The following is a 12,858-nucleotide window of genomic DNA, read 5'->3' on the forward strand; positions in this document are numbered from 1 at the left end:
AAAAACGTCGGAAATGTCCCGCTTCCGTCCTGTTTAAGCTGACGCTGATATGAATTGTTAAAGACTATGGCCTAGTCTCGTCCTATTGGTAAGCATTGGGAGTTCGGGCGTGCAGAGCGGTGCGGGTGTCATCAGAAATCATTATCTGAGCAAGGAAGAGTCCTTCATGTATGACCGCGAAAGCCGGTTCCGCATGGAAGACACCATGAACGCGGCGCGCATCGAATATACCGAAAAGGCCGTGATGCACATGGCGGCACGCCGCTGCGACGTCATTCGCATCTCCCAGACAGAGGCCGTGCTGGCGCTACTGACCAAATACAACCTGCCGAACCAGTTCTATCTCGATATCCCCGATGCCCGCATCACCAAGATCGGCTGCGTGATGTTGCGCGTCAACGCCAACAACACCATCCATGTCCGCTTCCTGCGTATGCTGACGCAGAAGGAGCTGGATCGAATTTTCGTGTTCAGCACGCACCCGGCCCACAAGGACCGCAAGCTGGATATCCGGTCGTTCTAAGACCCTGACGATTTGCGGCTTTAGGAAAGCCCGCCCAGAACGGTCTGCTTCAGCTTCACATCCGGCACTTCGATGAAGGCGAGATCGCTGCGGCCGAAATAGGATTTCTGGTTGGTAGCGGACCAGTCGTTGCAGACCAGTTTGTAACGGCCTTTCTTCTCCGGCTTTTCCGGCATGGCGTAGAGATAGTCGCCCGTGCGTGCGGCGAGCGGAATGTTGCTGTCCTGATTGCATCGCTTTAGGATTTGGACGAGCGTCTCGCTGTCCACTTCGGTCACCATCAGCTTACCGTCGAAGCGCAGCGAGGCGTTGAAATCATAACGGCGAATATCGCCTGCAGGCAGGCCTGCGCCGAAAGAGGTGTGGCCGATGAAACCGACATCGGCGCCGGTCTTCGCGGCGATCAGATGCGCCACATGGCGCCCTGCTTCGTCGACGGTCATCGCCTTGGCGGCCTTGCCGACAACTTCCCGTTCTTCTGCGGTCAGGTGCTTTTCAAGCGTCTGCTCGATGAGGGTCTTGAGAGCCGGCGAGGCGGGAGCATCACGATGGATGGTGACCGTCTCAATGGCGGCGGCCTTGCCGGGACCGGTAATTGTCGCGACCGTCATGGAGGTGCACCAGGAGCCGGTGTGGACATAGCGCGTCGCGCCCTCTTCGTGCACGAAATTCAGGTGGTCATGGCCGCCCACCAGCAGCGTGCCGTCAGGCAGCACCGGCAGAATATCGCGGTCGGCGACAACGCCGGCGTGGCTCAGAACAATATTGATCGCATCCGCTTTGACGATTTCGGGCAGATTGGCCTTCGCCCATTCCACCGGCTGAGGAATGTCCAGCATCTCGCGCGTCGCCTTCGGATAGGTATTGATCGCATTGGTCGCGAGGCCCGCGACGATGACCGCCCGTTCGCCGGCCTTCACCGCGGCACTGGACGGCGCATAGGGGTTGCCGCTTCGCTTGTCGATGATGTTGGAAAGCACGGTGATGCCGAGGGCTTGAGCACGGCTGACGAAATTGGCGAGGTCATTGTCAATGTCGGGCTCATGATTGCCGATATTGATGACCGTGGGGGCAAGATTGGCGAGCGCCGCAAGGAAGGTCCATTCGATTTCGCCGGCCGAACGTGTGGCCACCGCGTTGCCGAGTTCGAAAAGGTCGCCATTTAGCAGGATGATGTGGGGCGCCTTGTCGGCCGCGATACGCGTTTCGATGGCCGCGAGAAGCTGGCCGATACGCTCATAGGCCGAATGCAGATCGGAGATGACGATGGCACGCAGGGCTACATCCTGCGCCGCTGCCGGCATGGCCACTACCATCAGCGGCAGCATGGCGGTGCCCGCCATAAGCTTCAGCACATCGCGGCGGTTGCTTGAAAAAATCGTCATGTCATGCCCCATTATCCGAAACTGCGCCGTCATCCCACGGCTGGTCGGAAACGCCTTAAGAGGCGATCATCACAGCCGCATGACAAGTTTGGCGTTTAAGGCATGGGAAATAAAGCTGTTTCTGCGTCCGCCCGTCCCGGGCGTGAAAGTGCGGTGGGACGATGCCGCAGAGCGGGGTTTAAAGGCGAAAGCCGCATCCAGCCTTCGCCTTTGGAAATCAATGAAACAGGACGCTGGCACCTTGATCGGCAGGACCGGCATTACGGCGGAAGGGGGCGAAAAGTTCGCGGCCCATGCCCCATTCATTGCCGGAGAGATCAGCGCGCGCCGGTTCGCGTTTTGACAGTTCGGCGGCGGACACCAGCACTTCGAGCGATCCGGAAACGGCGTCGAGACGGATGATATCGCCATCGCGGATGAGCGAGATCGGCCCGCAATCGGAAGCCTCAGGCGTAACATGGATCGCGGCCGGCACCTTGCCGGATGCGCCGGACATGCGCCCGTCCGTCACAAGCGCCACCTTGAAGCCGCGGTCCTGCAGCACGCCGAGCGGCGGTGTCAGGCGGTGTAGCTCAGGCATGCCATTCGCCTTCGGCCCCTGGAAGCGGACGACCGCAATGAAGTCGCGGTTAAGCTTGCCTTCCTTGAAGGCGTCCTGAAGCTCCTGCTGGTCGTGGAAAACAATCGCGGGTGCTTCGATGATATGGCGCTCCGGCTTGACGGCGGAAATCTTGATGACGGATTTGCCGAGATTGCCGGTCAGCATCTTGAGACCGCCGGTGGGCTGGAACGGTGTTTCAATGCTGGAAAGCACCTTCGGATCGTGGCTCTGCTCGGGGGAGGGCTGGCGGGTGACCGCGCCCTTCTCGTCCAGTAGTGCATCCACGGTGTAGGCGGCCAGACCCTGTCCGAAGACGGTGCGCACATCGTCATGCACGAAGCCCTGTTTCAAGAGCTGCTTGATGAGGAAGCCCATGCCGCCTGCAGCGTGGAAATGGTTCACATCGGCCAGCCCGTTGGGATAAACGCGGGCCAGCAGCGGCACGATGTCAGAGAGATCAGAAATATCCTGCCATGTGAGGATGATGCCTGCGGCGCGCGCCATGGCGATCAGATGCATGGTGTGATTGGTGGAACCACCGGTCGCATGCAGACCCACGACGCCGTTGACGATGGATCGTTCGTCGATCATCTCGCCGGCGGGGGTGAATTCGTTGCCCTGCGCGGTGATGGCGAGCGCTCTCTTGGTAGCCTCGCGGGTCAGCGCGTCACGCAATGGCGTGCCGGGATTGATGAAGGAGGAACCGGGCATATGAAAGCCCATGATTTCCATCAGCATCTGGTTGGAATTGGCGGTGCCGTAGAAGGTGCAGGTTCCGGGACCGTGGTAAGATTTGGATTCCGCTTCCAGCAGCTCGGCGCGACCGACCTTGCCTTCGGCGTAAAGCTGGCGAATACGCGACTTCTCGTCATTCGGGAGGCCTGATGTCATCGGACCGGCAGGAATGAAGACTGCGGGCAGGTGACCGAAGGCGAGTGCGGCGATGACGAGGCCGGGCACGATCTTGTCGCAGACGCCAAGATAGAGGGCGGCATCGAACATGTTGTGCGAGAGGCCGATCCCCGCAGCCATGGCGATGGCATCGCGGGAAAACAGCGAAAGCTCCATGCCGGGCTGCCCTTGGGTGACGCCGTCACACATGGCAGGTACGGCGCCGGCAACCTGAGCGATACCGCCCGCTTCCTTGGCTGCATCGCGGATGATGGCTGGGAAGGTCTCATAGGGCTGGTGCGCCGACAGCATGTCGTTATAGGCGGTGATGATGCCGAGATTGGGAACCCGGTCGCCGGCAAGGATGTCCTTGTCGGCGGGGGAACAGACCGCAAATCCATGCGCGAGATTGCCGCAGGACAAAACGGAACGGTGAACGCCTTTTGAGACCTGCAGCCGCAGCCGCTCGAGATAGGTCTCACGATAGGGCTTGGAACGTTCGACGATGCGGGCGGTGATGGCCTGAATGCGGGAATCGGCGGACATGGGCGTTCATCCTGTTCGTTGGTCGACAACCGGCGTTCCGGGAGGCGAATGCCGGTTGTCGTGTTTCAGTCTTCATGTCTTCGGGGCGCTTGTCGCGGGCCGCAGGAGCGGCCGTCGCGTCGGCTTACGGCGCCCAGTAAATATCCACTGGCGTTTCTGCCCGGTTCAGCACGGCACGGACGGGCATTTCTTCCTCATCCTCGCCCGACTGCGCCTTCTCCAGCGTCGCCTTCTTGGCGGCGCCTTCGATGTGCAGCACCAGGAAACCGGCATCGTGCAGGCTGGAGAAGTTGAAGGTCAACCGTTCCTCGCCGGCATTCTCGGCCGCCATGGTCAAAACGCCGCGCGGCTCATCGAGATCAAGCGCTTCGTAGAGATTGTCTCCACCGGGAAAGAACGAGGCCGTGTGGCCATCCGTTCCCATACCGAGAATGACAACATCGAAGGGATCGCAGATCGCTTCGGTCTTTACGGTCGCAAGCGTTGCCGCATCCTCCGGCGAGGCCGCCGGCTGGAACAGCGGCACGAAATAAGCCACCTTCGCCTTGTTTTGCAGAAGATTCTCGGCGACGAGACGATGATTGGAGCGATCGCTTTCCGGCGGCACGAAACGCTCGTCCACCAGCGTCACGCTGATATTGGGCCAATCGAGATCGTGCTGGGAAAGCGCCTGAAAGAACAGCTTCGGTGTAGAGCCGCCAGAGACCGCAATGCTTGCGGTCCCCCGTTCCTTGGTTGCCGCGTCGAGCCGCTGGGCGACATCAGCCGCAAGCGTATTGGCAAGATCGGAGGCGCTATCGAAGGCGTGGATTGTTTCGCTCATCCGCGCGCCCTCAGTCGGCATCGTGCCAGGTACGACCGTCACGCTCGATCAGTGCGATCGAGCCGCTCGGCCCCCAGGTTCCTGCCGTGTAACCCTGCACGCCCTGACCAAGCTCTTCCCAGCTCTTGAGAATTGGGTCAATCCAGTCCCATGCGGCCTCGACCTCGTCGCGGCGCATGAACAGCGTCTGGTTGGACCGGATGGTATCCATCAGCAGGCGCTCATAGGCGTCGGGGCTGCGCACGTTGAAGGCTTCGGCAAAGCTCATGTCCAGCGACACCTGGCGCAGGCGCATGCCGCCCGGACCGGGGTCCTTGATGAGGAGCGACTGCTTGACGCCTTCATCCGGCTGCAAGCGAATGACCAGCTTGTTGGCCTCGATCTTGCCGGCCGCGTCGTCGAAGATCGAATGCGGAATCTGCTTGAAGGTGACGACGATTTCCGAGACGCGGGTCGCGAGGCGTTTTCCCGTGCGGATGTAGAAGGGAACGCCGGCCCAGCGCCAGTTGGCGATCTCAGCCTTGATGGCGACAAAGGTTTCGGTGTTGGAAACGCCGCCTTCGAGCTCTTCCAGATAGCCCTTGACCGGGCCACCTGCGGAAGCGCCGGCGCGGTACTGGCCCCGAACCGTCAGCTTTTCGACGTTGCTGGTGTCGATCGGCTTCAGCGAACGCAGAACCTTCAACTTTTCGTCGCGCACGGCTTCGGCGTTCATGGAAGCCGGCGGCTCCATGGCGACGAGGCAGAGCAGCTGGAGAATATGGTTCTGCACCATGTCGCGCAACGCGCCGGCCTTGTCGTAATAACCGGCGCGACCTTCGAGACCGACTGCCTCGGCAACCGTGATTTGCACGTGGTCGATATGCGCGGAATTCCACAGCGGCTCGTAAAGCGCGTTGGCGAAACGCAGCGCCATCAGGTTCTGCACCGTCTCCTTACCGAGATAGTGGTCGATGCGGAAGATCTGCTCTTCCTTGAAGACATGGCCGATGGTGTCGTTGAGTTCCTGCGCCGAGGCGAGGTCGCGGCCGATCGGCTTTTCAACGACGATACGGGTCGAGCGGGTGATGAGCTTGTGTTCGCGGATCTTGTCGGCGATATCGCCGAAAATTCCGGGCGCGACGGCGAGATAGAAAGCGCGCACGCGCTCTTTACCTTCGTCCAGCAGCTTCTTCAGCACGTCCCAGCCATTGTTGCCCTTGGCGTCAACGGGCACGTAAAAAAGCCTGTTCAGGAACACGGCAACCTGCGCGTCGTCATACTCGCCGGCCTTCAGATGCTCCTTCAGGGCGTCCTGTGCGAATTTGCGATATTCCTCATGGGTCATGACCGAACGCGACGCACCGATGATGCGGGTCGGCTCCGTGAACTGCCCTTCGATCTGCCGGTGATAAAGGGCCGGCAGAAGCTTGCGCTCGGCAAGATCGCCCGTGCCGCCGAAAACGACACAATCAAAAGGTTCAACAGGAATGATCTGACTGCTCATATCGATTCTCTCGATCTTCAAGGGTTGGGGCATCAATAATCTAATCGATTTAAAAATGCCAGACTCAGTTATGTGAAATTATGAATTTTGCTTTTGCCGGTGTGCTTGCCGCCGGTAATGGACTGTAAACATTGGACTAAAACCTGTCTCGCAATGCAAACCACGAAAGCGCCAGGAAAAGCAGCGGCGCGCGCAGTGACGTTCCGCCCGGAAAGGCCGGCACTTTAAGCCGCGCGAATGGCGCCAGCATGTCCTTTTTGCCGAGCACCAGATCGGCATAAAGCTTGCCGCAATAATTCGACAGCATCACGCCGTGGCCTGAATATCCACCGATGGAGGTGACACCTGGCATGACCTCACGCACGAAGACCTTGCGCGGTAGAGTGATGCCGACGGAGCCGCCCCAGGAATGGGTGATGTCGATGTCCTTCAGCTCGGGATAGATTTCCGCGATCTGCCGGCGGATGTGGCTGGAAATATCCCGCGGCGTATCTGCCGTGTAAGCTTCGCGGCCGCCGAACAACAGCCGGTTATCGGCCGTCTTGCGGAAGTAACGCACCACAAACCGTGAATCCGCCACGGCCTCCCGGTCTGGAATGATGCCGGGGAAGGCATCCAGCGGTGCGGTTGCGCCGATGAAGGAGCGGATCGGCATGATATGGGCTGCCGTTATCGGTTCCAGATTGCCGATATAGGCATTGGTCGCAATCAACACCCGTGGCGCAGTGATGGTGCCGAAAGGGGTGTCGATGATGGTCTTGCCGCCCACTTGCCGGATGGATTTCGCAGGCGTCATCTCGTAAATCTGAGCACCCGCATCTTTCGCGGCTTTCGCAAGCCCGACCAGCAGCTTAAGCGGGTGTATATGGCCGGTGCCGGTGTCGCGGGTGCCGCCGAAATAATGAGCGGAGCCGACGCGTTTGCGCGCTTCGCCACGCTCCATGTAGGAAATATGCGGATAGCCGTAGCGGTTGTTCATCGCATCGACGCTGCGGCGATAGTCGTCCTCGTAACCTGCCTTGTGCGCCACATAGAGTTGGCCCGGCAGATAATCCATGTCGATGCCGCGGCTGCTTGCGAAATCGCGCACATAATTTTTGGCGTTTTCGGCGATGTCGAACAGCAGCTTCGATTGCTCGAAGCCAATCTCTTCCTCAAGCTCATCGGGGAAAGAGCGCTGGCCGGTGCCGAACTGGCCGCCATTTCGGCCGGAAGCACCATCGCCAAAACGATGCGCTTCGATGAGGGCGACCGAGACGCCGTTTTCAGCGAGATTACAGGCGGCCTGAAGACCGGTGTAACCACCGCCGATGATCGCGACATCCACCTGCTTCGACCCATCGAGCGCGGGATAGTCCGGCCGCTCACCGATGGTTGCCTGATACCAGGATAGTCCCGGCGCAATCGGGCTTTGCCATGTCATGCTCGGGATTCCTCACACGTTGAGAAGCAGGAACTCGCGCTCCCAGGGGCTGATGACCTGCATGAAGGTCTCGAATTCCCCCCGCTTCAGACCGGCATAAAGGCCGACAAATTCGTGACCGAAGATCCGGTCGAACTGTGCTTCGCCCTCCAGCAAGGCGACCGCTTCAAGCAGGCCACGCGGCAGGTCGATCGAGCCCTCATTGGCCGTATCGGCGGTGGGTTCGGTCGGCTCGATGCTGTTGACGATGCCGAGCCAGCCGCAGCCGAGCGAGGCCGCGAGCGCCAGATAGGGGTTGGCGTCCGAGCTCGGCAGGCGGTTTTCGACGCGCCGCGCCTGCGGGCCGGAAATCGGCACGCGGAAGGCCGTCGTGCGGTTGTCGTAACCCCAGGCATTGTTCACCGGGCAGGCCATGTCAGGCGTCAGGCGGCGGTAGGAATTCACATAGGGCGCCAGCATGACCAGCGCATTCGGAACGTAACGCTGCATGCCGCCGACAAAGGAGAAGAATTCTTTGGAGGGGCTGCCATCTTCATTGGAGAAGATGTTGCGGCCGCTATCGATTTCTACCACCGACTGGTGGATGTGCATGGCCGAACCCGGCTGGCCCTGCATGGGCTTGGCCATGAAGGTGGCATAGATGCCGTGCTTCAGCGCGGCTTCGCGAATGGTGCGCTTGAACAGGAACACCTGGTCGGCAAGCTCGATCGGATCGCCATGGCGCAGGTTGATTTCCAGCTGTGCCGGCCCTTCCTCATGGATGAGCGTATCGATCTCCAGACCCTGCTTTTCGGAGAAGTGATAGATATCGTCGATCAGTTCGTCGAACTCGTTGATGCCGGCGATGGAATAGCTTTGACCTCCAACGATGGAGCGTCCCGACCGACCCTTTGGCGGATGCAGCGGATAGTCCGGATCGTCATTCATGGCGACGAGGTAGAATTCGATTTCCGGTGCCACCACCGGCTTCCAGCCCTTTTCGGTATAGAGCGAAAGCACGTTCTTCAAAACGTTGCGCGGCGTGTAGGGCACGAAATTGCCTTCCGCATCCACCACGTCACAGATCACCTGCGCGGTCGGGTCGGTTTCCCAGGGCACGACGGAGAGGGTAGAAAGATCAGGCACCAGCTTCAGATCGCTGTCGCGCGGCTCGTAGCGGAAATTGGCGGTCTCATCGGGATATTCGCCCGATATCGTGTGGCGGTAGAGCGCCGAGGGTAGAGCAAGCGAGGTATCGCCCGTGAATTTCGCCGTCGGCATCATTTTGCCGCGCGGTACGCCGGCAAGGTCGGGCGTGATGCATTCTATGTCTTCTATCCCACGCGCCCTCAGCCATTGCGCGGCTTCGCGCCAGGAGGAAACGCCACGGGTGGAGGAAAGGTCGAGGGGAGGGGTCTTCTTTGCCATGGTTGCCTGTTTTTTCGGGCGGAGCATGGTTTTCTTGGCGGGCATGTATCACCGGGTCTGTGTTTCGACTGTCGCCATCATAACCGTAGTTTGGCAATTGGCGAGGGGGAAAGCGCCATTGACAAGCGGCGGCACTTGGAAAAGAGGAAAGGAAACGAAACGGATGGAATGATGGCAGATAAATGTGACGTGCTGATTTTGGGGGCGGGCGCCGCCGGCATGATGTGCGCCATCCGCGCCGGCCAGCGCGGCCGCTCCGTCGTCGTTCTCGACCATGCGAAAGCGCCGGGCGAAAAGATCCGCATCTCCGGCGGCGGTCGCTGTAACTTTACCAATATCTACGCCGGGCCGAGGAATTATCTCTCTGCCAACCCGCATTTCGCCAAATCCGCGCTTGCCCGATATACGCCGCGCGATTTCATCGCCCTTGTCGAAAAACACCGTATCTCCTGGCACGAAAAGACGCTCGGCCAGCTTTTCTGTGATGACAGCGCCAAGGATATCATCCGCATGCTGCTGGCTGAAATGCAGGCGGTGAATGCGAAGCTTCGGCTCGAAACGTCAGTCTCCGCCGTGACCCATGACGGCGGCCGTTTTCGGGTGTCGACCTCGGGTGGCGTCATCGAGGCGGAGAGCCTCGTCGTCGCGACAGGCGGCAAGTCTATCCCGAAGATGGGCGCGACCAGTTTTGCCTACCAGATCGCCGAACAGTTCGGCCTCAAGCTCATTGAAACCCGCCCCGGCCTCGTTCCGCTGACGCTTGATCCCGGTCTTCTGGAGAAGCTGAGCCCGCTTGCCGGTGTCGCTGTTCCGGCTGAGGTTTCCCATGGCAAAACCTCGTTTGAGGAAGCGCTATTGTTCACCCATCGCGGTTTGAGCGGTCCTTCCATATTGCAAATCTCCTCATACTGGCGCGAGGGCAATCCCATCCGCCTGAAGCTTGAGCCGCATCGCGATTTGGCCGCGGTGTTGAAGCAGGCCAAACAGAAAAACGGCCGTCAGTCCGCCCAGACCGCCCTGTCGGAGATCCTTCCGAAGCGGCTCGCCCAGCATGTCGTCGAACAATCCGGCCTCACCGGCCATCTTGCCGATATGTCCGACAAGGCTCTGGCGAAGCTGGCGGCAGAGGTGCAGGACTGGCAGATCAAGCCCGCCGGTTCGGAAGGTTATCGCACCGCGGAGGTCACGCTCGGCGGCGTGGACACGACCGGCCTCGATTCCCGCAGCATGGCGGCGAAATCCGTGCCCGGCCTCTATTTCATCGGCGAATGTGTCGATGTGACCGGCTGGCTCGGCGGTTATAATTTCCAGTGGGCCTGGGCGTCCGGCCAGGCGGCCGGCGAATTCGCGTGATCGTCTCTGGCCGTGGAAAAGATCGGACCTCTCTCCTTCGTCATGCGGGACTTGATCCGGCATCCAGCCATGGCGCTTCTGCGCCGTAAGGAGTCTTTCGCGATTAAGGACTTGATCGCGCTCGACCCCGGAACTAGTCCGGGGTGACGGAGCTGATGAGACCTGTTCGCCAACCCAGTTCAGTTGGTAAAGTTGTGGCCCTTCCTCGCTTTTTTAATAATCTGTTAACGGGGGAGGAGTCATCCTGACCGAATGCCAGCAAGGCCGGATCGCTCAATGATCCCGCTGCACATGATGTCACGCTGGAAGCCCTTAACAGGGCATGGGTCGGTTGAGTTTTTCGTCTGGAGCCCGCGCATGAACAGATCTGCACATCGCCGCCCTCGCGCCATTGCCATCGCCCGCACTGACAACGAGAGCCGGCAGTTGGCCTTTCGGCTGAGCCTCATCGCAGCCGGTGCTTTCGCAGCCCTTATCGCCCTCTTCCATTGATCGACGGCTTCTCGCCTTCACAAAGTTGATAAGCGCGCTGAAAAACCGTGACATCCGTGATGCCTCGGCCATATCCCTGTAAAACTTTTCTTCCTGCAGAATGGCTTCACGCCGTGTGCGCGGTCGCTGATTTTCAATAATGGCCCGTGCGGCAAAAATCGCGTGCATGTTCGCTCTCCTTCTTACTGCGGAGGGCCATGATGCACGCCGTTTTTTGATTTATCTGCGCAAGAAAATGCGCTACGTTTTTCAATTATGAAAAACGTCACCTGGGATTCCTACCAGCTTTTCCTCGATGTGTCACGCAGCGGTGGCCTGACGGGTGCCGCCGCGCTGACGGGCTTAAGCCCCGCGACCATAGGGCGGCGCATGGTCGAGCTGGAGGAGCGGATCGGCAAGGCGCTGTTCCAGCGCAGCCAGACGGGATACGCCCTCACAGTGGACGGCCGTGCGTTGTTCGACAGACTTCAGGCCATGGAGAATGCGGCCAGGGATATCGAGGGGTGGCAGAAGGCGTCATCGGCCTCGTCCATCGTGCGGATTGCCGTGGGCACCTGGAATGCCTGGCTCTTGACCAGCAACTTCTCCGCTATCTGCACGGATCGCGATGATTTCCGCATCGACCTTTTTATCGCCGAGCAGAGGGCGTCTCTGGCGCATCGCGAAAACGATATCGGTATCCGCGCTTTCGAGCCGCAGGAGCGCAATCTCGCCGCCATCAAGACGGGGGAGGTTGCCTACGCTCCCTACAGGCTGCGCAATGCCGCCGCCACTGTCGCTGACCGCTGGCTGTCGGTAGCCGAGGAAAACGCCATTTCAACCTATCTTCGCTGGCCGCATGAAAACCGGAGCAACGAGATCGTCGTAACGGTGAACCGGCCAACGGCGCTTCTCGATCTTGTCCTGTCAGGGGCGGGGATCGCGGTGCTTCCCTGTTTCGTGGGCGATGCGGATGCGCGCATCGTCCGGGAGGGCGGCGAAATCGAACCGCTGCGCCACAATCAATGGATCGTCATGAATAATGACGATCGCCACCGACCCGATATCAGGACGGTGGCGGATCGGATGACCCGTCTGATCAAGAGCCATTCCGATCTCTACGCCGGACGCAAGGGCCGCCCGGCATAGATGAAATCACGTTCAGTTGTATAAATAAATTTTAATAATTTATAGTTGCGTGCGCATCAAAATATTCATAGGTTGCTTTTCGTAAGTTTAACCCTTTCAGGTTGAGGCCGCCATGATAATTTCAGCATCATACGTAAATGCGATGTCCGCAGCAGGAACGCCGGAAGAAGCAGCAAAGCTCTTTTATGCAGCAGTCAGTAAGGGGCTCGCGGCAGTTGTTGCCGATGCTCTTTCGCAATCCGTCACGGCAATTGCGCCGGCAGCCTCAGGCACCAAGATCGCAGGCTGGGAAAAGCTCGTGGGAGGCGTGGCGATGCATCTGGCGTGGGAATCGCCGGCCGTTCTGAACCCGATTCCCCTGACGCAACTTGCCTGCTTCGCTCCCTATGCGCCCCAACTCCAGGGTAACGTGGAGGCGATGGGCGTCAATGTAAGCATCGGCGTTTCCGTGTCGGCGAGCTTCTGAGGCGGCCACTTCTGACGTTTGCACTGAAGGCCGGAACATCGATTATGATGTTCCGGTCTTTCGTTTCACGCGGCGTCACGCCCCTGCGCAACGATGACGGGGATAAGCAGATCACCCCAGTTGCCGCCGCCGCCATGGTGGCGGGCCGAGCGGACCAGCTCGACGGAAACGCCGGCCTCGACGGCTTTCATGACGGCCTGGTTGAGGCGGTGCAGGTCATTGGCCAGCATGCGGATGGCAGCCTGCTGATCCTGCGTCATGGCGGAGGATTGCTCCTCGGCGCGTTCCTTGACGTGCGTCTTGATGGGATTGTGGGCGTTCATGGCATTTCTCC

At 59.8% G+C, this 12,858-nt stretch carries 12 protein-coding genes; 5 read left to right on the forward strand and 7 right to left on the reverse strand.

All coding sequences use genetic code 11. From position 1 onward, the window contains the following. The first annotated feature begins 166 nt into the window (after window positions 1-166). Window positions 167-523 (forward strand): hypothetical protein, encoded by a 357-nt coding sequence (locus QE453_RS11925; RefSeq protein WP_034496014.1) that lies wholly within the window; start codon window positions 167-169, stop codon window positions 521-523. Between the two features lie 20 nt (window positions 524-543). On the opposite strand, the gene QE453_RS11930 is transcribed toward QE453_RS11925, so the two are convergent. From QE453_RS11930 to QE453_RS11955, 6 genes are all read right to left on the reverse strand, one after another. Then, window positions 544-1,908, reverse strand: a complete 1,365-nt coding sequence (locus QE453_RS11930) for a metallophosphoesterase (protein WP_309777124.1) — start codon at window positions 1,906-1,908, stop codon at window positions 544-546. A gap of 217 nt (window positions 1,909-2,125) precedes the next feature. Next, the gene (edd, locus tag QE453_RS11935) at window positions 2,126-3,946 is read right to left on the reverse strand and encodes a phosphogluconate dehydratase (protein ID WP_004440058.1); all 1,821 of its coding nucleotides are present in this window, start codon (window positions 3,944-3,946) and stop codon (window positions 2,126-2,128) included. Between the two features lie 124 nt (window positions 3,947-4,070). Continuing rightward, window positions 4,071-4,769, reverse strand: coding sequence for a 6-phosphogluconolactonase (gene pgl / locus QE453_RS11940; protein ID WP_309777125.1), 699 nt, complete (start codon window positions 4,767-4,769; stop codon window positions 4,071-4,073). A gap of 10 nt (window positions 4,770-4,779) precedes the next feature. Continuing rightward, window positions 4,780-6,255 carry a glucose-6-phosphate dehydrogenase gene (gene zwf, locus QE453_RS11945; RefSeq protein ID WP_004440062.1) on the reverse strand — a complete coding sequence of 492 codons (1,476 nt, stop codon included), beginning with the start codon at window positions 6,253-6,255 and terminating at the stop codon, window positions 4,780-4,782. Between the two features lie 136 nt (window positions 6,256-6,391). Then, window positions 6,392-7,678 carry an FAD-binding oxidoreductase gene (locus QE453_RS11950; RefSeq protein WP_072493985.1) on the reverse strand — a complete coding sequence of 429 codons (1,287 nt, stop codon included), beginning with the start codon at window positions 7,676-7,678 and terminating at the stop codon, window positions 6,392-6,394. Between the two features lie 12 nt (window positions 7,679-7,690). After that, window positions 7,691-9,130, reverse strand: coding sequence for a glutamine synthetase family protein (locus tag QE453_RS11955; protein WP_022555640.1), 1,440 nt, complete (start codon window positions 9,128-9,130; stop codon window positions 7,691-7,693). 123 nt (window positions 9,131-9,253) lie between these two features. Here QE453_RS11955 and QE453_RS11960 point away from each other — a divergent pair, with 123 nt between their 5' ends. The 4 genes from QE453_RS11960 to QE453_RS11975 all read left to right on the forward strand — a co-directional run bounded on the left by QE453_RS11960 (window position 9,254) and on the right by QE453_RS11975 (window position 12,524). Further along, window positions 9,254-10,438 (forward strand): NAD(P)/FAD-dependent oxidoreductase, encoded by a 1,185-nt coding sequence (locus QE453_RS11960; protein WP_309777128.1) that lies wholly within the window; start codon window positions 9,254-9,256, stop codon window positions 10,436-10,438. A 357-nt stretch (window positions 10,439-10,795) separates the two neighbouring features. Continuing rightward, complete coding sequence (locus QE453_RS11965; protein WP_272913823.1) at window positions 10,796-10,930, forward strand: hypothetical protein; 135 nt, start codon at window positions 10,796-10,798, stop codon at window positions 10,928-10,930. A 255-nt stretch (window positions 10,931-11,185) separates the two neighbouring features. Continuing rightward, window positions 11,186-12,058, forward strand: coding sequence for a LysR family transcriptional regulator (locus tag QE453_RS11970; protein WP_309777130.1), 873 nt, complete (start codon window positions 11,186-11,188; stop codon window positions 12,056-12,058). Window positions 12,059-12,200: 142 nt separating this feature from the next. Next, a complete protein-coding gene (locus QE453_RS11975; protein WP_006698168.1) occupies window positions 12,201-12,524 on the forward strand; it encodes a hypothetical protein in 324 nt (107 codons plus the stop codon). 65 nt (window positions 12,525-12,589) lie between these two features. Here QE453_RS11975 and QE453_RS11980 read toward each other — a convergent pair whose 3' ends face one another. Then, complete coding sequence (locus tag QE453_RS11980) at window positions 12,590-12,847, reverse strand: hypothetical protein (protein WP_004432604.1); 258 nt, start codon at window positions 12,845-12,847, stop codon at window positions 12,590-12,592. Window positions 12,848-12,858: the final 11 nt, after the last annotated feature.

This window comes from Agrobacterium sp. SORGH_AS_0440, assembly GCF_031453135.1.
Taxonomy (GTDB): domain Bacteria; phylum Pseudomonadota; class Alphaproteobacteria; order Rhizobiales; family Rhizobiaceae; genus Agrobacterium; species Agrobacterium pusense.